This is a genomic window from Pseudobutyrivibrio xylanivorans (assembly GCF_008935055.1).
Lineage (GTDB): Bacteria > Bacillota > Clostridia > Lachnospirales > Lachnospiraceae > Pseudobutyrivibrio > Pseudobutyrivibrio xylanivorans_A.
The window spans coordinates 1177439-1198736 of sequence record NZ_CP043028.1 but is presented as its reverse complement, the minus strand read 5'-3'; the positions used below and the strand labels follow the sequence as shown (position 1 = coordinate 1198736).

The 21298-nt window shown below is 34.8% G+C and carries 20 protein-coding genes; 14 read left to right on the top strand and 6 right to left on the bottom strand.

Features of this window, described 5'->3' with window-relative positions; all coding sequences use genetic code 11:
- Positions 1–4: 4 nt before the first annotated feature.
- From FXF36_RS05555 to FXF36_RS05540, 4 genes are all read right to left on the bottom strand, one after another.
- Complete coding sequence (locus FXF36_RS05555) at positions 5–658, bottom strand: arginase family protein (RefSeq protein WP_151622848.1); 654 nt, start codon at positions 656–658, stop codon at positions 5–7.
- 1 nt (position 659) lies between these two features.
- A complete protein-coding gene (locus FXF36_RS05550) occupies positions 660–2159 on the bottom strand; it encodes a TrkH family potassium uptake protein (RefSeq protein ID WP_151622847.1) in 1500 nt (499 codons plus the stop codon).
- 6 nt (positions 2160–2165) lie between these two features.
- On the bottom strand, positions 2166–3554 hold the full coding sequence (trkA, locus tag FXF36_RS05545) for a Trk system potassium transporter TrkA (RefSeq protein WP_151622846.1): 1389 nt from the start codon (positions 3552–3554) through the stop codon (positions 2166–2168).
- 82 nt (positions 3555–3636) lie between these two features.
- Positions 3637–4137, bottom strand: a complete 501-nt coding sequence (locus tag FXF36_RS05540; protein WP_151622845.1) for a hypothetical protein — start codon at positions 4135–4137, stop codon at positions 3637–3639.
- A 143-nt stretch (positions 4138–4280) separates the two neighbouring features.
- On the opposite strand from FXF36_RS05540, the gene guaA reads away from it, so the two are divergent.
- The 5 genes from guaA (at position 4281) to FXF36_RS05515 (ending at position 11120) form a co-directional block, all read left to right on the top strand.
- Positions 4281–5828: a glutamine-hydrolyzing GMP synthase gene (gene guaA, locus FXF36_RS05535; protein WP_151622844.1), complete on the top strand. Its 1548-nt coding sequence runs from the start codon at positions 4281–4283 to the stop codon at positions 5826–5828.
- 488 nt (positions 5829–6316) lie between these two features.
- Positions 6317–6664 carry a PDDEXK family nuclease gene (locus FXF36_RS05530; protein ID WP_151622843.1) on the top strand — a complete coding sequence of 116 codons (348 nt, stop codon included), beginning with the start codon at positions 6317–6319 and terminating at the stop codon, positions 6662–6664.
- Positions 6651–8486: an integrase catalytic domain-containing protein gene (locus tag FXF36_RS05525; RefSeq protein WP_151622842.1), complete on the top strand. Its 1836-nt coding sequence runs from the start codon at positions 6651–6653 to the stop codon at positions 8484–8486. The genes FXF36_RS05530 and FXF36_RS05525 overlap by 14 nt, the downstream gene beginning before the upstream one ends.
- Positions 8473–9708: a TniB family NTP-binding protein gene (locus FXF36_RS05520; RefSeq protein ID WP_151622841.1), complete on the top strand. Its 1236-nt coding sequence runs from the start codon at positions 8473–8475 to the stop codon at positions 9706–9708. Before FXF36_RS05525 ends, FXF36_RS05520 begins: the two co-directional genes overlap by 14 nt.
- Positions 9705–11120 (top strand): TniQ family protein, encoded by a 1416-nt coding sequence (locus tag FXF36_RS05515; RefSeq protein ID WP_151622840.1) that lies wholly within the window; start codon positions 9705–9707, stop codon positions 11118–11120. The genes FXF36_RS05520 and FXF36_RS05515 overlap by 4 nt, the downstream gene beginning before the upstream one ends.
- Here FXF36_RS05515 and FXF36_RS05510 read toward each other — a convergent pair.
- Positions 11026–12447: a hypothetical protein gene (locus tag FXF36_RS05510; protein ID WP_151622839.1), complete on the bottom strand. Its 1422-nt coding sequence runs from the start codon at positions 12445–12447 to the stop codon at positions 11026–11028. The genes FXF36_RS05515 and FXF36_RS05510 overlap by 95 nt on opposite strands.
- Before the next feature lie 477 nt (positions 12448–12924).
- On the opposite strand from FXF36_RS05510, the gene FXF36_RS05505 reads away from it, so the two are divergent.
- On the top strand, positions 12925–13575 hold the full coding sequence (locus FXF36_RS05505) for a recombinase family protein (protein WP_151622838.1): 651 nt from the start codon (positions 12925–12927) through the stop codon (positions 13573–13575).
- 11 nt (positions 13576–13586) lie between these two features.
- Here FXF36_RS05505 and FXF36_RS05500 read toward each other — a convergent pair whose 3' ends face one another.
- On the bottom strand, positions 13587–14015 hold the full coding sequence (locus FXF36_RS05500; RefSeq protein WP_151622837.1) for a helix-turn-helix domain-containing protein: 429 nt from the start codon (positions 14013–14015) through the stop codon (positions 13587–13589).
- Between the two features lie 142 nt (positions 14016–14157).
- On the opposite strand from FXF36_RS05500, the gene FXF36_RS16235 reads away from it, so the two are divergent.
- From FXF36_RS16235 to FXF36_RS05465, 8 genes are read left to right on the top strand one after another with little or no spacing between them, the layout of a single operon-like run.
- Positions 14158–14394, top strand: a complete 237-nt coding sequence (locus FXF36_RS16235; RefSeq protein WP_167511298.1) for a hypothetical protein — start codon at positions 14158–14160, stop codon at positions 14392–14394.
- A 25-nt stretch (positions 14395–14419) separates the two neighbouring features.
- Entirely contained in the window at positions 14420–15481 is a 1062-nt protein-coding gene (locus FXF36_RS05495) for an ATP-binding protein (RefSeq protein ID WP_167511297.1), read from the top strand.
- On the top strand, positions 15478–16113 hold the full coding sequence (locus FXF36_RS05490) for a hypothetical protein (RefSeq protein ID WP_167511296.1): 636 nt from the start codon (positions 15478–15480) through the stop codon (positions 16111–16113). The genes FXF36_RS05495 and FXF36_RS05490 overlap by 4 nt, the downstream gene beginning before the upstream one ends.
- A gap of 10 nt (positions 16114–16123) precedes the next feature.
- Positions 16124–16906, top strand: coding sequence for a M48 family metallopeptidase (locus FXF36_RS05485; RefSeq protein ID WP_151622834.1), 783 nt, complete (start codon positions 16124–16126; stop codon positions 16904–16906).
- Positions 16903–17247: a hypothetical protein gene (locus FXF36_RS05480; protein WP_151622833.1), complete on the top strand. Its 345-nt coding sequence runs from the start codon at positions 16903–16905 to the stop codon at positions 17245–17247. The genes FXF36_RS05485 and FXF36_RS05480 overlap by 4 nt, the downstream gene beginning before the upstream one ends.
- A gap of 9 nt (positions 17248–17256) precedes the next feature.
- Complete coding sequence (locus tag FXF36_RS05475) at positions 17257–17787, top strand: nucleotide exchange factor GrpE (RefSeq protein WP_151622832.1); 531 nt, start codon at positions 17257–17259, stop codon at positions 17785–17787.
- Between the two features lie 12 nt (positions 17788–17799).
- Positions 17800–19524 (top strand): Hsp70 family protein, encoded by a 1725-nt coding sequence (locus FXF36_RS05470; RefSeq protein ID WP_151622831.1) that lies wholly within the window; start codon positions 17800–17802, stop codon positions 19522–19524.
- 14 nt (positions 19525–19538) lie between these two features.
- Complete coding sequence (locus tag FXF36_RS05465) at positions 19539–21272, top strand: J domain-containing protein (RefSeq protein WP_167511295.1); 1734 nt, start codon at positions 19539–19541, stop codon at positions 21270–21272.
- The last annotated feature ends 26 nt before the right edge of the window (positions 21273–21298 follow it).

Genomic DNA, 21298 nt, shown 5'->3' with positions numbered 1-21298 from the left:
CATTTTAAAAGTTTTCGGATAAAAAGTCAAAAAGTCTTGCATTTGTCTGATTATTGATTTTGGCGCCATTTTCGGCATTTTCACCGCTATCACCACAGATATCAACCCCAATTATTCTACGGCCTTCGAATAAGCTTTCTAGCATTTCTAACATCATGTCCAGACTCATATCACCCTGATCCCAGTCAGTGATTGCAGCCTCGAGCGAGAGCGCATCTTTATCAATGGAAATATAAAGAGGTAAATCGATTGGAATTTCGGAAACAGGCACTTCTTCACCTACTCCGTAGGTATAAACATTTTTCAAATGAGGTAAGACTTCGGTGGCTTCAAGCACCCAGCCACCACAGGAGGTAATCATGCCGAAGCTAGGAGGCTGGTTGTCTGGGTGATGATCAAAAAGCACAAGATTAAAATCCTCTTGAACTTTCATCAGCCAAAGAAGGCTTAGATAGTGATAGTTTCCAGAGTCGATGAAATGGATACCCTCCGCGGAAAAGCCACTTATCCTTGATAGAAGCTTAGACTTAGCCATATCATCAAGGTAGCAGCGGGTTCCTTCCACGTCTCTGCAATCGATAATCTTAATATTTTTCCTGTTATTGTAGAATGACTGATGCTCGTAAGCATCAGTCATTTTCATAAGTATATTATTCATATTAATCCTTAAAGCATTTTCCAGCGTTAGTAAGCTCTTTGCGGCGACGCTTTGTGAAAAGGTCGGTCCAAATATTTGGATGGAACAGCATCAGGATTGGGAATAGCTCGAGTCGACCAGCAAGCATATCAAAAATCAGAACAATCTTTGATAAATCAGTAAAGAATGCGAAATTCGCTGCTGGGCCAACCATGCTAAGTCCAGGACCGATGTTGCTCATTGTGGCGATGACAGCTGTGAATACAGTTGAAAAATCAATGTTTTCAAAGGACAGTACAAAAATGCTGACGAAGAACACAAGCATAAATGTTCCGAAGAAAACATTGTTTGAACGAACTGTATCGTGAGTAACTGGTTTGCCATCCATGAGTGTCTTGCGAACGCTTCTTGGATGGATGTAGCTGATAAGCTCCTTGTGAACAGCCTTTCCCATGAGTACGAAACGGGAAACCTTGATACCACCACCGGTAGAACCTGCGCAGGCACCAATAAACATAAGAAGTACTAAAACGCAACGGCTTGTCTGAGGCCAAAGATTAAAGTCTGTTGTAGAGAAGCCTGTTGACGACTGGATTGAAGTAACCTGGAAGGCAGCCTTTGTAAGGGCATCGAACAAGCCAGCGCTGCAACTAAGTGTATTAACAGTGATAATTCCAATGGAAATCAATGTTAGGAAGGTGTACATTCTAACCTCTTCCATACGGAAGGCATCACGGGCATGATGGAACAGCACGTAATAGTAGAAGTTGAAGTTTACACCAAAAATAAACATGAATATTGCAACAATCCACTGGCAGGCTACATTGAAGCCTCCAATACTGCTTGAGTAAATTCCGAATCCTCCAGTACCGGCTGTGGCGATACCAGTATTGATTGCCTCGAATGGAGTCATTCCTGCTATAAGGAGTAGGATGATTTCCAAGGCACAAAGACCAAGGTAAATCAGGTAAAGCATCTGGGCGGTGTTCTTAAGCTTTGGAACAAGCTTTCCAACTGATGGGCCAGGTGATTCAGCCTTCATAAGGTTGAACTGGGAACCATCGCCACCGGCAAGTGGAATGACGGTGAGAAGGAAAACCAAAACTCCCATACCACCAACAAGGTGAGTGAAGCTTCGCCAGAAAAGTGAAGCATGGCTAAGTGTTTCAACATCATACAGAATGGATGCACCAGTGGTGGTGAAGCCTGAAACAGATTCAAATAATGCGTCGATATAGTGAGGAATCTCTCCAGTAAGCCAAAGTGGAATGGCACCGATTACCGATAAAACCACCCATGAGGCTCCAGTACAGAAGAAACCTTCCTTTAGGTAAAATGAAAATGACTTTGGCTTGCAGTAGCTATTGATGATGCCAATTATCAGGCAAGGTAGCGCTACGGCAGCGTAATATATCCAGACGCTTTCGTGATATATAAATGCTACAAATAGTGGTAGCATCAAAAATAATCCTAAAAATCCTACAACATATAATAGGATAAATCGAATGACGGAGTTGTTCATGAATGATTACCTCAAAGTATCTAAAATAGTAGCAAAGCCAGTGTGTGTGGTAACAACCATTATAGTATCGCCGACTTCGATGGTGTCGGAACCGCTAGGGATGATGATTGTTCCATTACGATTGATAAAGGCAATCAAAACATTGTCTTTAAATTGCAATACGGAGAATGGAACTCCGGTAGCTTTTGATTTTTCAGTGATGTTAAACTCGATGGCCTCAACCTTCTGGTCAAATAGATGGTAGAGGGTGAGAATATCATTGCCATCACCTGAAGCACTCTTTGCACGCACATATGCGATAATCGACTCAGCAGTAATCTGACGTGGATAGATAACAGAGCCAAGATTCAGCTGAGAAAGAACATTGTCAAAGCTGATTCTGTTAACCTTTGTGATAACCTTAGCGTTGCTAACCTGGTTAGCATAGAGGGTGAGGAGAATGTTTTCCTCGTCAATTCCAGTAAGTGGAACGAAGCTCTCTACATATTCGATGCCCTCTTCGCGAAGAAGGGACTCATCACCGCCATCTCCATTGATAATGGTAGCTTTTGGTAAAGCAATTGAAAGCTCCTCGCAACGCTCCTTATTTCTCTCGATGATACGAACATTGATCTTCGCTTGGAGGAGAAGCTTTGCTAGATAATAAGAAGCTTTGCCGCCACCAACAATAAGGCAGTCCTTTACCTGACGAGTCTTGAATCCAATTTCATTTAAGAAGGTACGGGCGAAACGACGTGCACCTACTGCACAGACAATATCACCAGCTTGAAGAGTGAAATCTCCAGTAGGAATCATAACATCATTGCCACGTTTAACAGCAGTGATAAGAACCTTTCCAGAGCTGTTTGAACCCAAATCCTTTACAGCAAGTCCGTTTAGGATGTTGCCTTCCTCAATTTTGAACTCAACCATTTCAGCTTGGCCATGGGCGAATGAAGAAACCTCAAGTGTAGATGGAAGAGAGAGGATAGATGAAATCTCTCTTGCAGCCTCAAACTCAGGGTTGATAATCATAACAAGACCAAGCTTTTCCTGAAGATATGAAATTTCTTTTGAATAGTCTGGGTTTCTAACTCGAGCAATTGATGCGCAATCACCAACCTGCTTTGCAATTGTGCAGCAGAGGAGATTGAGCTCATCTGAGTTTGTGACGGCGATAATCAGGTCAGCGTCCTTAATACCAGCCTCTAACTGAATGCTGTAGCTGGCACCGTTTCCCTGAATGCCCATAATATCATAAAGATTTGTAAGATTGTCGATTCTTTCCTGTTTCTGGTCAATGACAACGATGTCATGGCCTTCCTTGGAAAGTCTATCTACGAGGGTGCGACCAACCTTGCCGCAACCTACAATTATTATCTTTAGTCCTCTTTTTTGGGACGAGCCAAAAATCATTTATAATGCCTCCAAAAAAATATTAAGGAGATGGCCCCATCTCCCTTATGATAATTTAATGCAAATGAGGCAAAAGTGCAAGTCAAATGCGTACATCTACACGCCTTGTTATTTTTGTGGCTGCGTCGTAGAGACTGTTGAGATACTTTGAATCTTTGTCAAAAAATTTTGTGTAGCGCTCGCGACTGTAATTCTTTGCAGCAGATTCATAAACGGACATAGTGCCATCCTTATTAACAGTGATGCCAAGCTGCTTCAGTTCAGAAGAGTAGGAACTGTTCAATTCTTTGATTTTTGAAACTGCATTTTTAACGGAAGTACTACCTTTAGCATATTTCGCTGCGGAAGAAAGTGTATTATTAATGGAATCGCAGAATGCCGTAAGCTTTTCCTGAACCTGCGCCGCTGAAGATTCCTCAAAATCATAATCCTGAAGTTTTCTAATCGCATTGCGAAGGGCAGTCGAATCAGCATAGGAAAGGGTACCTGTGGTGGCGTCATTACGTTGGGAGCCCTTTACAAGTGTGGAGTATCTTCCATAATATATTCTTAACGATAATGAATTGGTTACGGAAATGCTCATAACGAACCTCAAAATAGCATATTGATAGTATCCTATATTTCATATCGGACGGTTGTTGGAAAATATTTATATTTAGTGTTGAAGAAATAGAAATTTTCATCTATACTTTAGAAAACTTTTTAACTACATAGAAGGAGTATTCAATGAATCAGGAGAAAGTCATTGTTATCGACTTTGGCGGACAGTACAACCAGCTGGTTGCTCGTCGCGTCAGAGAGTGTAACGTCTATTGTGAAATCTATTCTTATCGTACCCCGCTTGAACAAATTAAAGAAATGAATCCAGCCGGTATTATTTTGACTGGAGGACCTAACTCATGCTACGAGGAGGGCGCACCTACCTATACTAAGGAACTTTTTGAACTTGGTATTCCAGTGCTTGGACTTTGCTATGGCGCTCAGCTTATGATGCATGTGCTTGGCGGAAAGGTTGAGAAGGCACCTGTCCGTGAATACGGTAAGACCGAGACATTTATTGACGGCGCAGTTTCAACTTTGTTTGAGGGAGTTGAGAAATCCACTATCGTTTGGATGAGTCACTTTGATTACATTAGCAAGGTTGCTCCTGGTTTTGATATAATTGCCCACACAGCTGATTGCCCAGTCGCAGCAGCAGCCTGCGAGGCAAAGAAGCTTTATGCAATTCAGTTCCATCCTGAGGTTCTTCACACTGTTCAGGGTAAGGATATTTTATTCAACTTTGTTCGTAATATCTGCGGTACAGCAGGTGAATGGCGAATGGATTCTTTTGTGGAGCACACTATTGGAGAGATTCGTGAGCGAGTTGGTTCAGGAAAGGTATTGCTTGCACTTTCAGGTGGTGTTGATTCATCTGTTCTTGCAGCACTTCTTGCGAAGGCTATTGGAAAGCAGCTTACATGCGTATTTGTAGATCATGGTCTTCTTCGTAAAAACGAAGGCGATGAGGTTGAGGGTGTATTTGGTCCAGCTGGAGCTTTCGATATCAACTTTGTTCGTGTAAATGCAGCAGAGCGTTACTATGCTAAGCTGGCTGGAGTAGAAGAGCCAGAGCAGAAGCGTAAAATTATCGGTGAGGAATTCATCCGTGTATTTGAGGAAGAGGCTAAGAAGATTGGTACTGTAGACTTCCTCGCTCAGGGAACTATCTACCCAGACGTTGTAGAGTCAGGGCTTGGTGGTGAGTCAGTAGTTATCAAGTCTCACCACAACGTAGGCGGTCTTCCAGATTATGTTGATTTCAAGGAAATTATTGAGCCACTTAGAAACCTTTTCAAGGATGAGGTTCGTAAGGTTGGTCTTGAGCTTGGCCTACCAGAATATCTTGTATTCCGTCAGCCATTCCCTGGCCCAGGCCTTGGTATCCGTATCATCGGAGAGGTTACAGCAGAAAAGGTTCGCATCGTTCAGGATGCTGATTATATTTATCGTACTGAGCTTGCTGAGGCAGGCTTGAAGAAGCTTCCAGATCAGTACTTCGCAGCCCTTTCAAATATGCGCTCTGTAGGCGTTATGGGTGACGAGCGTACATACGACTACGCAGTAGTTCTTCGTGCTGTTGAGACAATCGACTTCATGACAGCTGAGGCTTCTGAGATTCCATTCGAAGTGTTACAGCGTGTCATGAGCCGCATCATTAACGAGGTTAAGGGCGTTAACCGCGTAATGTACGATTTGACTTCTAAGCCACCTGGAACTGTGGAACTTGAATAAACATGACAAAGGGCAAAGCTTTTTATCCGCTTAGGGGCAAAGAACTTTACTCTTCAACAATTTAAAATAAACAAAAATAGACCTTGAGTCTGAGTCGTTTTAAACTTCTCGACCAAGGTCTATTTTTGTTTTATAAGACCTGATTAACCTTGAAAATAAGGCATTTATCAGTACCGTAAACCAGAGTGAAAGGTTAACCCAGTTTAAGATAATCCATAAAGTGTTATTTGTTTTAAGGGGATAAAGAACTTTGCCCTTTGCAGGATAAAGAGTATTGCCCCTGAACATAGTAATCTTTTTGGGGGATTATCTTGTGATAAGCCATAAAGCTCGAAAATAAGCCATTTATTAGATTCATACTTTTTCCCAGAAAGGAAATGAATTTGGGATTAGTTATTGTTTTTGGGAGAAATTTGGGAAGAATTTGGGAAAACTGAATCGGTTTGATTACGGATATCAAATGCTAAAAAATGGAGGAAAAACAGGAAATGAGAAAACGTAATTTTAAAGGGAGATGTACAAAGAGAGTTATCCCAAAATGTAAAGATGTTTGTCGTACCTATGATGCTTTGCAAGAGGCTTATGCGGATAAATTATCAGCTGACGATGAAGTAAGTGAGTTCAGATGTAATGTATATCTAGAAGGTTTGGCTGAGGGTGATTACACTACAGATTTTGTATGTACTAAGTCAGATGGAACATTAATGATTAGGGAATGTGTGTATAGAAGTAGGTTAACTAAACCAATGACTTACAAGTTATTGGAGGCATCTAGGGAGTACTGGAGACATAGAGGTATTTTGGATTGGGGGATTGTTATAAATGCAGAAAAATGAATTATATAGTGATGGTTCAAATGTTTATAGAGTAATTCAAATTGAGGATTACAGAATTCTTGTGATTGATTGCATCAAAGAAACTATGCCTATGTGGATAAAATGTACAGTATTAGATGACTACAAAAAAATTGCTGAAGAGGAATTACCATCCATGCTAAATATTAGCTTTGAAGATTTAGATACAGTAGATTCAGAACGAAGAAAAGTTATGTATCAAAGATTTGCTTTAATTGCTGATTTGATTTGCGTTGTAGGAGATATAAAACCAAGAAATAAATTGATTACGAAGATATCCACAGAATATGGGGTTTCAAAACAGAGTATAAGGTCGTATCTATGTAAATATTTGGTTTATCAAAATATCCAGATATTACTTCCTAAGAAAAGGCAATATGTCAAGGACTTATCTGAGGATGAGAAAAACATTAGGTGGTCATTAAATAAGTATTTTTACAGTTACAAAAAGAATACTTTACGAACAGCATACACATTGATGCTGAAAGAAAAATATTGTGATAGTGAAGGAAGATTGGTAGAAAGTTACCCCTCTTTTTATCAGTACAGGTATTTTTATAGAAAAACAAGGAAAATGCAAAACTATTATATTTCTAGGGAAGGATTATCTGCTTATCAGAGAAACAAAAGACCTTGTATAGGTGATGGTGTCCAGCAATATGCACAAACTATTGGTACAGGTATGGTAGATGCTACAGTATGTGATATATACCTAGTCAATGAATTTGGACAAGTTGTTGGAAGACCTATATTAACTGCTTGTATAGATGCATTTTCAGGTATTTGCTACGGCTATTCTCTGAGTTGGAAAGGAGGTATCTATAGCATTAGAGATATGTGTCAAAACATTATTACTAATAAAGTAGAGTATTGTAGAGACTTTGGAATAAATATTAGTGCTGAAGATTGGGATGTATCAGAAATGCCATTGAAAATAGTTTCAGATCAAGGAGCAGAATATGTTTCTTATGCATTTGAACAGTTATCTGAATTAGGGATTACTATTGTTAATCTTCCTCCATATAGACCCGAGTTGAAAGGACCAGTGGAGAAGTTCTTTGATATTGTTCAGAACTCATATAAGAAATATCTTAAGGGTTATGGTGTTATTGAACCTGATTTTAATAAAAGAGGTGCACATGATTATAGGAAAGATGCAGTTCTTACTATGAAAGATTTTTCAAAGATAATCCTTAAATGCATAATACATTACAATTCCAAACGTTTATTGGAAAACTATCCATTTACTGATGTAATGATTGAAGCTAAGGTAAAACCATATGCAAATTGTATATGGAATTACGAAAAGCGTATATCAAAGGATAATTTATTACCAGTGTCTAGAGAAAAATTAACATTATGTTTATTACCAAGGACAATTGGCAAATTTACAAGATACGGGATGATAGTAAATAAGTTAAGATATCACAATCCAGCATTTACAGAAGAATATCTAAGTGGTGGAGATGTCATAGTGGCTTATGATACAGACTCATCAGCATATGTCTGGATGGTGAATAAAGGAGATTATATACGTTTTGAACTGATAGAAGGTAGATTTAAGGGTAAGAGTTTAGCTCAGGTACAAAATATGCAGGAATTAAATAAGAAGCTTATTATGCAGGAGCAAAAACAACGTTTGCAGGCAGATATTGATTTGGCAAATAGTATTCAAGTAATGCTAGATAATTGCAAATATCATAAGAATCTTGGAATAAAAGATATACGTAGTGTTCGGAGTTGTGAGGAACAAAAAAATCATAATGAATTTGCTAAGGAGGCTGGACTATATGAAGATCTTTAGTGAATTGGAAATGCCTACAGCATTAATGTCCAGAGAGAGGCTTTTGAATGAATTAAAGATGATTCCTAATTATGATGAATCAATTAGAAACCTAGATGCAGCTAACAGACTTATGGCTGCTACTGATTTGTACAAGGTATACTACCCCTCAGAAATGTCTATAGAAATATACAATAGGCTGTATATTTCAACAGCATTATCTCTAAAAAAGAAGAATAGTAGATTGGCAGTAATTCAAAAGAATGCCAATTTTATGGTAATGCAGGGGAAGGCAGAATATAAAGGAATTATAGGAGGCTCAGATTCATTTTCCATTGTTGGTACCTCCGGCATTGGTAAATCTGCAGCTATACAAAAGTCAATTGAATTGATAGCACCAGAGCCAGTCATAGAATATGGAATCATAAAGATTATTCCCTGCTTACAGGTACAGTGTCCATTTGATGCATCTCCTAAGGGCATGCTTTTATCTGTTCTTAAAGCAGTAGACGATTATATTGGAACAAGTTATTACAAAAATTCTCAGAGAGCTGGAGTTACCACAGATATACTTATTGGAACAGTTAGTCAGGTATGTATAAATCACATAGGCCTGCTTATCATAGATGAAATACAACATGTATTTGGTCATAAAAATGGAGTGTTGTTAATAAATTTAATCACTCAATTGATTAATATTTCAGGAGTGTCCATCTGTATGGTGGGAACCGAAGAAAGCATATTATTCTTTGAGAAGGCAATGCAGTTGGCAAGAAGATCATTAGGAATGAAATACTCAGTTTTACAGTATGATGATTATTTTAAAAAGCTGTGTGAATTATTATTTTCATTTCAATACACCAAATACAAAACAGATATTAACGAAGCAATTATACAGTGGTTATATGACCATAGTGGTGGTGTCGTATCAGTACTTGTTTCAATCATCCATGATGCAAATGAAATAGCCATATTGGGAGGAGAAGAAAAGCTAAGTATGAATATTTTATCACTGTCATATGAACGAAGAATATCAATGCTGCATAAATATCTAGAAACGAAAAAAACTTCCACTACAAAGCCTAAAAAGAAGAAAAGTTTTATTTATACAGAAAAAGAAGAAATTTCATCCTATGAATATACAAGCTTACAGGAATTAATCCAAACTGCTAAAGACAAAGGTGTGGATTCAGTTTCTTATCTTAAAGATTTTGTGGTTATTGAGGAGGTGTCTGTGCAATGATTGGGTATATGCCAGAAATATATCCTGACGAATTGTTATACAGTTTATTTGCTAGGTATTATGTGCATTCGGGTTATGCTGCATACATAGATGCTGCAAATGATATATATAGAAATAAACGTACAAGACCTGTTCATGAATTTATTAATGCATTAAATATGGATGTTAAAGAACTTCTTTTGGAAAGACATACCATGGAAGAATTGATTGAAAAGCACACTATGTTCCCTGCATATGGAAGATTTGTTAGTCTTGAGAGGCGACAAAACGCCTTTAAATCACTGGTAAACGGTGAAGGTAATTATTTTAACTGGCTTTATATACCATCTGGAGAAACGAAAAATAAAAGCCTCAGATGGTGTCCTTTATGTGCTCAGGAAGATAGAACAACTTATGGAGAAACGTACTGGCATAGATTTCATCAAATACCTGGAGTAGATATTTGTCCTATGCATAAGTGCTATTTATGTAGTAGTTCTGTTGAAATTAAAAATGGGTCACCTAATTTAGTGGCAGCTGAACAGGAGATAGCTATAGAAACACCAATAACACCATTTGAAGGAGATGTTCATGAAAGAGTCATAAAATATATGATTGATGTATTTAATCGCCCTATTGACCTAAAAACAGATTACAATGCAGGCTTATCATTAGAAACTCGGCTTGATAGAGAGAAATACTACTTTAATCATAGTTGGATGAGAAATAACCGGCTTCTTTACGATGATTACTTAGACTATTTTAGGAATACCAGTGAATGCATTATGAATTTTAGTACTATACAAAAGATTCTTAATGGCGAAGAAGCTTCATATGCGTTTATTTGTCAATTGGCTGTATTCGAAAATGTATGTCCTGATATTTTGTTTAAAACCATTGTCCCAAATGATATAAATCAGAAGATTTTTAAGCAAATAGCAAAAGAACTAGATGAACCAGAAGAAATTGTTACACGTATAGGGTTAGCAGTTATAAATTCTTTTTCTTTATCTGGCAACACTACAGTTAAAAAGAGTAGAAGTAAGATGAAGTGGGAAGATATTGATACACAGCTATTGCCTGAAGTAAGAGAGTGTTCAAAGCAGATATATGGTGATGGAACTTCACGTCCTCGAAAGGTTACCATAAAAGCTGTATGTAGGGCATTAAATCTACCTGACAAACGATTTGATAACCTTCCAAGGTGTAAAGAAGAAATACTAAAATGGTCTGAAACTCAAGAACATTATTGGGCTAGAGAAGTCATTTGGGCATACAACAAAATCAAAAAAGAAGATCAAGTGCTTAACTGGAAAAAGATACGTACGTTAACAAATATTAGAAAAAATAATTTTGAAGCATGTTTACCTGAAATAAAGAGTTCTGCTGTTTATGAAACCTATAAGAACCTTCTTGAATTATTGGAGATTTAGGGGAAACTTTTAAAGGCTTAAAAGGACTATCTCCTCTATGATTGATAATGTATTCTAAATCTTTAATATTTGTATCTATGTAGTTTGTTACTTTATTAAATTCTGACTCGTATAAAGCATAGAGGCATGGAAGGCAATAACCAAGTTCAGGATTATAATCAAGGCGAGTCATATTTTCGTAATTATCTGGTATCGTTATAGGGTTAATTCCTAATGATTGGATTTCTCTACGATATGTATCTAGAGTTTTTTTCCTTTTTATACCTTTTACAGTTCCTTGCTCAACAGCTTTTTCGAGATTACTAATACTAAAACGTTTTGAAGCATTGTATAAAAAAATCTTATACATTTTTTTTTTATAATTTGTAATATTTGCATTATCAACCTCTTCTTTTGCTTTGCTATAGGTGAGGTGTGTACCTGTTAAATCTAGTTGTTTTAGAATGCTCTCAAAAATATAATGTACGACTTCTGGCGATGTAAGTGTAAGTAAATCAGATCCATCTTCAAACTTAAAATGATTATTTAAACTTTTGATTTTTCGAGTAAATGCTTGACATTCTATTCTTAAAAAATGGTTGTTAGTGATATCATCAATTTGTTCATCAATATTAGGATTATCTTTGAGTATCCTATTACCTTTTTGGTATATGCTTATATGAAAAGACTTATTTTTGAAGACAGGGTGTTTACATGCAGGGATAGTTAAATAATCAGAAATAACCTTCTTTGTTTGATTGTACTTTTTTTGCTTTGTTCTTGGAACATTTCGCCCACGATTGATAAGGTATAGGTAATCATCAGGATGGTAATATACATCATACGCATAATCTATTCTTTTAACGGTAAATTTGTTTGAATCGTACCATTTTATTGAATCATCTAAAAATAAAGAATTCCTTAGACGTTTATATTGTTCTAATGTTGGAAAGATATCATATATTCCATAATGCAATTGTTTGATGAATGGTTCAGTAAAATTAATAAAGCAAGTTGAGTTGTAGATATTTATAGTTTTATCTTTCTGAAAAAATTTAATGGGATCTACAGAAATGCAGATAGTGCAAATGGTTTTAATTTTATAAAGTTTTTTTTCTTTTTTTCCATTAATCTCAGTATTTTTGTATTCATTTATATGCATTAAATTTAATTCTATTTTGTTAAAACCTTGTTGTTTGTAGCTTTGTGTTGTCCATATCTGGATTTCATATTTTGAATTTTGCCTTTTTTTATCGAAATGCAGACCTATTATTGTTTGTGAGTCCCTCAAATATGCAAAGTCTTCTTTACTGACCCTTTTTTGTAATTCAAATGTATGAATATTCATATGTTTGTTACCTCCTTAGGTGTAGATTTATTATGTTTTCTTAATGTGTCATTTTTGTGAATGAAATGAAGATGATGTAATTGATAGTGAATTGCTATTGAGTTACAGAGTAATTCTAATATAGCACCGTTAGGTGCAGAGTGCCCCGAAGGGGAAAATTTTTTTACACATTACTATAGTTATGGTGCCTTAATGATACAAATAAGGTGTAAATGACTATAGTTTTTATTAATAGGTTTTTTAGAATTACATCTGCAAAAAACCAATAAATACAAGGGATTTAAATATATGATATAGAAAAAATATGAACTAATATATGAATATATTATAAACGTGAAATAAATAAAATAGTTTCCAAATGCATACATGAAATATGAAACGTACCAAAAGAAAATCACTGTACATTTAGGAACATATATGCTTGATAAATAACATAGTACCAAAATTATTACATTTAGGAACAGAAAGGAGTTCACTATGAAAAGATATGGATATCATAGAACAAGTACACGAGAACAGCATTTAGACAGGGGGATTAATGAGATTACTTCATATTGCCAGACTAATAATCTTGCATTGGAGAAAATCTTTACAGACCAACAGACTGGTAAGAATTTCTACAGGCCACGATATCAGGTTCTTAAGGAAGATGTTCTTAGAGAGGGAGATGAATTAATTATCACAGAGGTAGACCGTTTAGGGAGAAATAAACAAGAAACCCTAAAAGAGCTACAGTATTTTAGAGATAATCATATTAGAGTAAAGATTTTAGAATTACCTACGACTCTTATGGATATTTCAAAACTAGATAATTCTATGGCTCAGATGTTAATGGAAACAGTAAATAATATGTTAATTGAATTATATGCAGCTATTGCTCAAGCTGAGATAGAGAAGAAGGAAAAAAGACAGCGTGAAGGAATAGAAGCTAAGAAGGCTAGGGGAGACTGGGATAACTATGGAAGACCATCAATAATGTCTGATGAAGAGTTCATGTTTGAATATCGTAGTCTATTAGCAGGTGATATTAATGCTACTGGATTAATGAAGAAATTAGGAATGAGTAAAACCACTTTTTATAGATATGTTAGCAGGATTAATTCAATAAAAAATAGCCAAGGCCAATAAAGTGACTATGGCTATTGTCTATGGGCTTTAATCTTAGTAAATTCTATTATTTCTTTTTTATCTTCTTCAGATATCTTCTGAAAGTAAAATAAAAGTTCCTTTTCTAAACTACTGAGGTTATGTAGCTTGTTAGCATTAACAGGTGAGTTAACATATTCAAGATAGTCATTTAGTTCTAAAGAAGTATCAGAGGGAGAGGGTGCTTCATAATACGTGTTTCTATCTATGTTGATCACAATATGCATTAAATCATCAATAGAAATTCTATATAAACCGGCAAGTTTGTATAGATTCTCCGTGCTGGGAGTTCTTTTGCCAGTTTCATAATGACTGTATGTTTGACGAACTATACCTAAAGTTGCAGCTACATAATCTTGTGTATAAGAATGAGCTTTTCTGAGTTCTTTCAGTTTTTGCGGTAATAAATTATCTCCAGTCATTATATTTTTACTCCTTTATATACATTTTAGTTAAAAAGCAACAGCAAAAAGCAACATATCGTAGCAAACATGACTAAAAGATGTTATAATAAAGTAATGTAACCCTATATATAAATCTACAGATTGTAGCGGGGGTATAAATATGAATATTGAAGATGTAATAAATAGTGCTTCATCATATCAACAATTAGCGATTAATACTTTTGGTGGTAAGGAAAAAAATACTTTTTACAATTTGCCAATACATCATGTTAATCCGCATTATGTACGACCTCATTTTAGGCAGGGAAAATATATTTCTGGCTATTGGAGAGATGGGGACGGTAACACAAGTATTAATACATACAATGGATATTATGCTAGAAATCCAAGACACTGATACTCCTAAGGAGGGATTTATGGGCATGAAAAGAATTGATGAAGAAAACATCACAAGGGAACCATATGAGAAGCAGCTCAAAATAAAAGATGAAGTCTGCAAGTTTGTCATCGAAGATGCTCAGTATGGTTATTATGACGGAAGAAAAGAAGTTTTGGATAAGAAAATAATTGATAACATGCTAAGTTCCGTCATGAAAGTTCTCTATAACAACAGCACGAAATATAATGAGATGCCTTCTGTTGTTACCATTTCCAGAAATATAGAAAGTAAAACTGAAGAAAAAAAGCAGTTATTTGAAGTGATTGAGCCAGTTGAAAGGTTAGATGATGTAATTATGTCAATAGACATAATGAATCAGATTGGCTTGGTTTTATCTGCAATACAAAATCGAAACTTGCTTGTTGAAAAATGGGGATTATCAGGTTTTGGATTAGAAAGAAGAGCTATTGTTTTAAACTTTTATGGGTTAGCAGGAACAGGCAAAAGTCTATGTGCAAAGGCGATTGCGAATAAGTTAAATAAGAAATTAATACAAGTAAATTATAGTGAATTAGAGTCTAAATATGTAGGTGAAACACCTAAGAATATAACAAATGTATTTAATGAGGCGAAGAAAAGTGATGCCGTCATTGTATTTGATGAAGCAGATTCATTTCTAAGTAAAAGATTGACTAATATCACACAAGCTGCAGATTACGGTGTAAATATTACCAGAAGTGTAATGCTGATGGAGTTGGAAAAATATGAAGGTGTAGTTATTTTTACAACTAATCTAATCACTAACTATGATGCAGCTTTTAAACGTAGATTATTAGCTAGTATAAAATTTGATGCACCTGATGAATATGCACGTGAAAAGATTTGGCTGCTACATACTAGAAAAGTTCCTTTGGGAGATATAGATGCTAAACAATTGGCTTCTTCATTTAAGGGAATAACAGGTGCTGATATAAAAGACATTGTTTATTATGCCGCGTTAATTGCTTTACAAAATGAAAAAGAGCAAGTTGATTTAGTTGATATTGAAAAAGCTTATGGATATGTTGTTGCAAGATATGATGCAGGAGTAGAAAAAGAGCAATGATAGGTAAAGCGCTAGCCACGTATAAAAAAATACAAATGGACATGATAGGTAAGTTATCTATTGATAATGAAGAGGTTATATATGAGTGTCCATTTTTAGATGAAGGATATATAAATGCACATATAGAGCGTTTGAAGTTAAAGTATGGAGATCTTCAGCAAGAGTTAAAAGTCTCTTGTGAGTTAAATACAGATTATGAAATTCAAAAAAGAGATGAAATAAAGCGACAAATATTAGATGTAGAAGAGTCCATGATTACATATGCAGTAAATAGTTTTAAAGCACTTGAATTGTGCAGGAGCTTAGCTAAGGGGAAAAAACTTAGAATTGAGCTACTGATGGATGCTTTAGATAATTATAACAAAGGTGCTAAAGATGCAGCATTTGATTTATTTAACCACTATTTTGCAGAATCAGATATTACACGAGGATACTTTCTTGGAAACAAAATATATGGACATTTATTGATAGATAAGGGGGACTACGAAAAAGGATTATTGCATTTAGTGTATGCAGCATCATTAAGGGTAAATGATATAGAGTTACTTATTTGGCTTAAAGAAGCTTACAAAATGAATGGTATGGATTTTGAATCGGAACGTGTTGAAGATGTATTAGAGGTTTTACAGTAGGGGCATTCTAATGATTGATAAGAAAATGTATCAACAAGTTGGATTAGATGAAGCTTTCGAAGGATATAAGCAGTCTTTGACTATTGATGAGGATATAAATGAAATATATAACTCAATAGAAATCAAAATGAAAAAACCAGATTTATTAGGAAAAACATTAAGAGTCACGGAAAGACAATTTACTGAAATACATGGAATTGTAAACAAACTAGCTGATAAATTGGAAATGAGTTCTCCAGATGTTTTTGTTTTCGAAGACTTTTTTTATGGTATTGAAAGTTTTGGAATGAATGAGTATTGGATTGAGATTTCTGCTAAGACCATAAGAGATTTTAGCATCAAGGAATTAGAATTTTTATTTGCTAGGGAAATGTACAAAATTAATTATGGGGTTACTTATCAGAGCATGTTAATTGAAGAGTATTCAAAAGTATACCAATCAGTACCAAGTATAGGTGGAATTATCAATAAGGTCGCTAGAAATAAATTTAATCACTGGTACAGGCTTGAAAATTATTCAGCTGATAATTTTGCATACTTATACTGCAAGGATTTACGCGCAAGTATAAGTGCAATTGTAGCTATGGTGTTAAACAGTAAAATATTATTAGATCAGGTCGATATGGGGACTTTTGTGGAACAGGCATCCGACATTACAAAACTTGATGATATGGTTTACAACTATACAAAAGCAGACGAGGTTATTCCATATGCACCTATGAGGGTTGAAAGTTTATTAGCTTATTCAATTTCTGTTAGAGGAATGAAGGCAAGAAAGGAGATGGAGGCGTGAGTTTTACTTTAGTTTTAGCAGCAGGTGTGATAATGGCAGCCTTAGCAGTAGCTTATTGGGATAGAATAAAGCGCTGGCTTGATGATATCGTTGCAAATAAACTTGAAAAAATATTTGGTTATGGAGCTAGACAGAGATTACATCATGCGGTATCAATTGCAGATAGAGTTGTCGGAGGGATAAGAAATAGAGTTTTTATTTATGTAAAAAGAGCTAATGGAGCTGGCTATGAAAAAATGCAGGAAAAGATAATTCAAGACTTTGATATTGCAGGAGAGGATATCGTTAAAGAGATTAGTGAAAAAGGGCCTGTAATACAAGAGTTTACATACACAGAGTAGGGAGATGAAATGGGAGTATTTAATCATAAAAATAAGCAAAATAATAATTCTGATTTTGAAGGCGATGGAAGCGAAAAGTTGATACTTCAGAATAATGAGATTTTAAATCAATTACAAGATATTTCTAATAAAATAGACACATTAGATAAGAGTAACAAAAAATTTTTAATGTCTGCATCGATTAATAAGACAGAGTATCTTGAGCAAAGAATAAAAAATATCAAGAATGGAATAATAGGTATTTTAGATAACGTAGATATTCTAGCTTTACAGATGAAATCTATTGACAATGAGAATATACAAGCTGGGATAGATATGGTATTAGGTGAGTTGAAAAAAGAAATCCATAGTGTGGAAATTAAGGAAATAGAAGTAAAAACTGGGGATAAATTTGACCCTGATTTTCACAATTGTATTGAAACCTATTTTGATGATAATTATCAGGAGGATACAATTCTGTCTGTTAGGAAAAAGGGATATCTAGATTTAGACAATAATTTAGTAATTCGTACTGCAGAGGTTGTTGTAAACAAGCGATAATAGAGGTGTATTATGGGGAAAATTGTAGGTATTGATTTAGGAACTACTACATCTGAAATTGCTTTTATAAATAAAGGCGAACCAGAAGTAATAAAAAATGGGTACAGTTCTATAACGCCTTCTGTAGTTGGTTTAGACAAAAATTTTAATATTATTATTGGTCAAAAGGCTAAGGATCAGATGATTAATGCTGCTGATAGGACTGTAGCTGAAGTAAAAAGAAAGATGGGAACTGGTGATGTAGTTGTATTAGGAGGGAAAAAATTTACACCTGTACAAATATCAGCAGAGATACTAAGAGAATTAAAAAGAGTAGGAGAACAGTATCTGCAGGAACAAATAACTGAGGCAGTCATTACTGTTCCAGCAAATTTTAATGATGCTCAAAGACAGGCAACAAAAGAAGCAGGTGAAAAAGCAGGGTTAATCGTAAATCAAATTATCAATGAGCCTACAGCTGCAGCATTAGCTTATGGTGTAAATAATATAAAAATAGAAGGCAAAATACTTGTTTATGATATTGGTGGGGGTACGTTTGATGTAACTGTTCTGGAAATGATTGCTGGCTCTTTGGATGTTCTAGCAAGTAGAGGTATCAACAGATTAGGAGGAAAGGATTTTGATGAAAAAATAGTTGAAGAAATAATATCAACTCTAAAGAGCAACTATGATTTTGATATATACACTGATGTGGATGGAAGTGAAAGATTAAATGTATTAGGAAGAATTAAGGCAGAAGCAGAAAAAGCTAAAATAGCGTTATCGTCACAAAATGAGGTTGAAATACAAATACCATTTTTAGCTCAAAAGGAAGGGAATATTATTAATTTTGAAATGGATTTGTCTAGAACCAAGTTTGATGAATTAATAGAAGATTATATTCACCAGTCAATGGACACGGTTTATGAAGCATTAGATGCTGCAAAGTTGACTACAGATGATATAGATATTGTTTTACCGGTAGGTGGCTCAAGCAGGACACCTGCTATCATTTCCAATCTAAAAAATATTTTTGGAAATATAATACAGGGAAAAATAAATCCTGATGAAGCTGTTGCTTTAGGTGCGGCTGTTCAGGCTGGTATAAATAAAAATGAGATTTCTGGTGATGATGCAATTGCTATATTTGATATATGTAACCATTCATTAGGTGTAGATGTAGTTAGAGAAACTCCACTTGGTTTAGAATCAGGCTTTTTTGATAGAATTATTTTGAGAGATTCACATTTACCTTTTTCAAGGACAGAAAACTATACAACTCTATCAGATTATCAGACGGAAGTTCTTTTATCTATATATCAGGGCGAGGATGGTCGTGTTGAGAATAATATAAAATTGGGTGAATTATTAGTTGATGGAATACCTGCTAATAAAGCAGGAGATGAAAGCATAGATGTGACATTTAAGTACAATATAAATGGAATATTGGAAGTCTCTGCAACGATTGTCAGCACTGGAATGCACGCGTCTACTACTATAAATATGCTAAAATATGACGCACCAAAAACAAAATCTGAAGAATTAACGGATGACTTTATGAATGGTTCATGGACTCAGGCCAGTGAAATACAGACTACCGTGATGTTATATAAAAGTAGAAGAGCTGGTCTACCTGAGCAAGCTAAGAAAAAAGCTGATGAAATTATAAAGAAATTAAAAGAAGCTGTTTTAGAAAATGATATACAACAGATTGAATATTATGATGACATTTTAACAGCACTTCTATTTGAATACTAAAAGGAGACTTAGTCTTGGGCGATTTAAACTATTATGAACTATTAGGTTTAGAATCCGGGAGAGTAGCTTCAACAGAAGAAATAAAGCGAGCATATGTACAAAAGCGCAGGACATATCAAGGCGATGACGAAAAGATTACACTTTTAAATCAGGCTTATGAGGTTCTTTTAGATGCTGACAAAAGACAAGAATATGATAGTAGTAATCAAATTCAGGAGTTGTTTGAAGAATATAATAATGAGGATGATTATGATTCAAGAAAAGAGATTCTTAAGGAGATTAATTGTGTATTAGAAGCCAGTGTGGGCAAGGATGATGAACATAATTTAGTAGCATTTAAGGATCTTATTACATTTGAAAGAATATATGGTAGAGACGACATAAAAAGGTATCTTGATAAGATGCAAGAAATACTGGATAGAAATACAAAAATATCTGATAGAACCGAATGGCTTAGTTACGTGGGAAATCTATATTATTTATATGAAGATGTAGATGGTGCTATAAAAGCATATTATCAGCTGTTTAAAATACAGGCTCCTGATGAGGAAATTACTAATCGATTAGTTAATTTAGTTTGTGAAAAGAAAAGAAAATTTAAAGCTGCTGTTCAAATTTTGCATGACTGCATCAATAAAACAGATGATGACACATGTAAAGCTTTTTATTTATGCAAAACGTATGAAATTCTTTCTCAAAAGGGGGAGACATATGATAAAGCAAAAGATGCGATTCTTTCTAAATTAATGAAGTTGATAAGGGAACCTAGTGGCGAGATTAATTTTATTGCTTATGCGGGGTTATTAACAGGGCTTGTATCTATCCTAGAAGATGAAAAAGTAGATGTTGTAAGTAATCTTGAAGATTATTTTGAGAATATTCTATATGACAAAAATATTGATCAAGTACCTCAAATTAAGTTTGCGAAAAAAATTGTTAAAGAGTTGAAGGATTTAGTGAGTAATATTGATGCTACTTGTATTGACTCGATATTAGAAGATGAATTAACAGATAAAAAAAGGGATCAAATACAGGATTATTTGCTTACAGATTTTGATAACGTAAAAAAAGCAATTAATGATGTAAAAAAATATGCACCCACATTATTTAATAGTGAAGAATATTATATTAAGGTTTATAACATCCTTAATTCTAAGGATAAGTTAATACGTGAATTATCAACTTTCTATTATGATGACTCATTTTGCCCACAGCTTAGATTTATAATAAGGGTATTGACATTTGATGAATTTACACGTTTTCTCCATGTTGCAGATTATTACTATTCTTCCGTTGATTATTATTTCTCAAAGGACAGATTGATAGAATCTAGGGAAGAATTAAGGAGACTTGCTAGTATATATCCAGAGTGTTATAAAATTTTTTCAAACACTTTTTTTGATGGTGAAACCATAACAGAATTATTGGGCGATGAACAGGATGATAATAATCTTGAAAGTAATGAATATACAACCAAGCTAGAAGATAACGTAGAACACTATGAGGAGTACCCATATGCTAGACCAGGTTATGAGAATAAGCCGTTTTTTAGTGGTATTATAGAAATTGCAGCTATTATTAGTGCTACAATTGTTTTTTTTCCTTCGTTATTTATCATCTTGGGGATAAAAGTATTTAATAGATATACAGCAATCATTATAGCTTGTGTCATTAAACTTATAAAAGTGATAGCACTCATAATAGCATTTTTATTAGTATTTTTATTTGCTTTTGTTTTCTTGATTTAACACTACAATCTTTAATTGATAGGTAT

Excerpts from the sequence above, each read along its gene's own strand:
- FXF36_RS05520 (WP_151622841.1), top strand. The coding sequence starts at position 8,473 with ATGAAGATCTTTAGTGAATTGGAAATGCCTACAGCATTAATGTCCAGA.
- FXF36_RS05540 (WP_151622845.1), bottom strand. The coding sequence starts at position 4,137 with ATGAGCATTTCCGTAACCAATTCATTATCGTTAAGAATATATTATGGA.
- FXF36_RS05485 (WP_151622834.1), top strand. The coding sequence starts at position 16,124 with ATGATTGATAAGAAAATGTATCAACAAGTTGGATTAGATGAAGCTTTC.
- FXF36_RS05515 (WP_151622840.1), top strand. The coding sequence starts at position 9,705 with ATGATTGGGTATATGCCAGAAATATATCCTGACGAATTGTTATACAGT.
- FXF36_RS05530 (WP_151622843.1), top strand. The coding sequence starts at position 6,317 with ATGAGAAAACGTAATTTTAAAGGGAGATGTACAAAGAGAGTTATCCCA.
- FXF36_RS05490 (WP_167511296.1), top strand. The coding sequence starts at position 15,478 with ATGATAGGTAAAGCGCTAGCCACGTATAAAAAAATACAAATGGACATG.
- trkA (WP_151622846.1), bottom strand. The coding sequence starts at position 3,554 with ATGATTTTTGGCTCGTCCCAAAAAAGAGGACTAAAGATAATAATTGTA.
- FXF36_RS05495 (WP_167511297.1), top strand. The coding sequence starts at position 14,420 with ATGAAAAGAATTGATGAAGAAAACATCACAAGGGAACCATATGAGAAG.
- FXF36_RS05505 (WP_151622838.1), top strand. The coding sequence starts at position 12,925 with ATGAAAAGATATGGATATCATAGAACAAGTACACGAGAACAGCATTTA.
- FXF36_RS16235 (WP_167511298.1), top strand. The coding sequence starts at position 14,158 with ATGAATATTGAAGATGTAATAAATAGTGCTTCATCATATCAACAATTA.
- FXF36_RS05470 (WP_151622831.1), top strand. The coding sequence starts at position 17,800 with ATGGGGAAAATTGTAGGTATTGATTTAGGAACTACTACATCTGAAATT.
- FXF36_RS05475 (WP_151622832.1), top strand. The coding sequence starts at position 17,257 with ATGGGAGTATTTAATCATAAAAATAAGCAAAATAATAATTCTGATTTT.
- FXF36_RS05555 (WP_151622848.1), bottom strand. The coding sequence starts at position 658 with ATGAATAATATACTTATGAAAATGACTGATGCTTACGAGCATCAGTCA.
- FXF36_RS05510 (WP_151622839.1), bottom strand. The coding sequence starts at position 12,447 with ATGAATATTCATACATTTGAATTACAAAAAAGGGTCAGTAAAGAAGAC.
- FXF36_RS05550 (WP_151622847.1), bottom strand. The coding sequence starts at position 2,159 with ATGAACAACTCCGTCATTCGATTTATCCTATTATATGTTGTAGGATTT.
- FXF36_RS05500 (WP_151622837.1), bottom strand. The coding sequence starts at position 14,015 with ATGACTGGAGATAATTTATTACCGCAAAAACTGAAAGAACTCAGAAAA.
- FXF36_RS05525 (WP_151622842.1), top strand. The coding sequence starts at position 6,651 with ATGCAGAAAAATGAATTATATAGTGATGGTTCAAATGTTTATAGAGTA.
- guaA (WP_151622844.1), top strand. The coding sequence starts at position 4,281 with ATGAATCAGGAGAAAGTCATTGTTATCGACTTTGGCGGACAGTACAAC.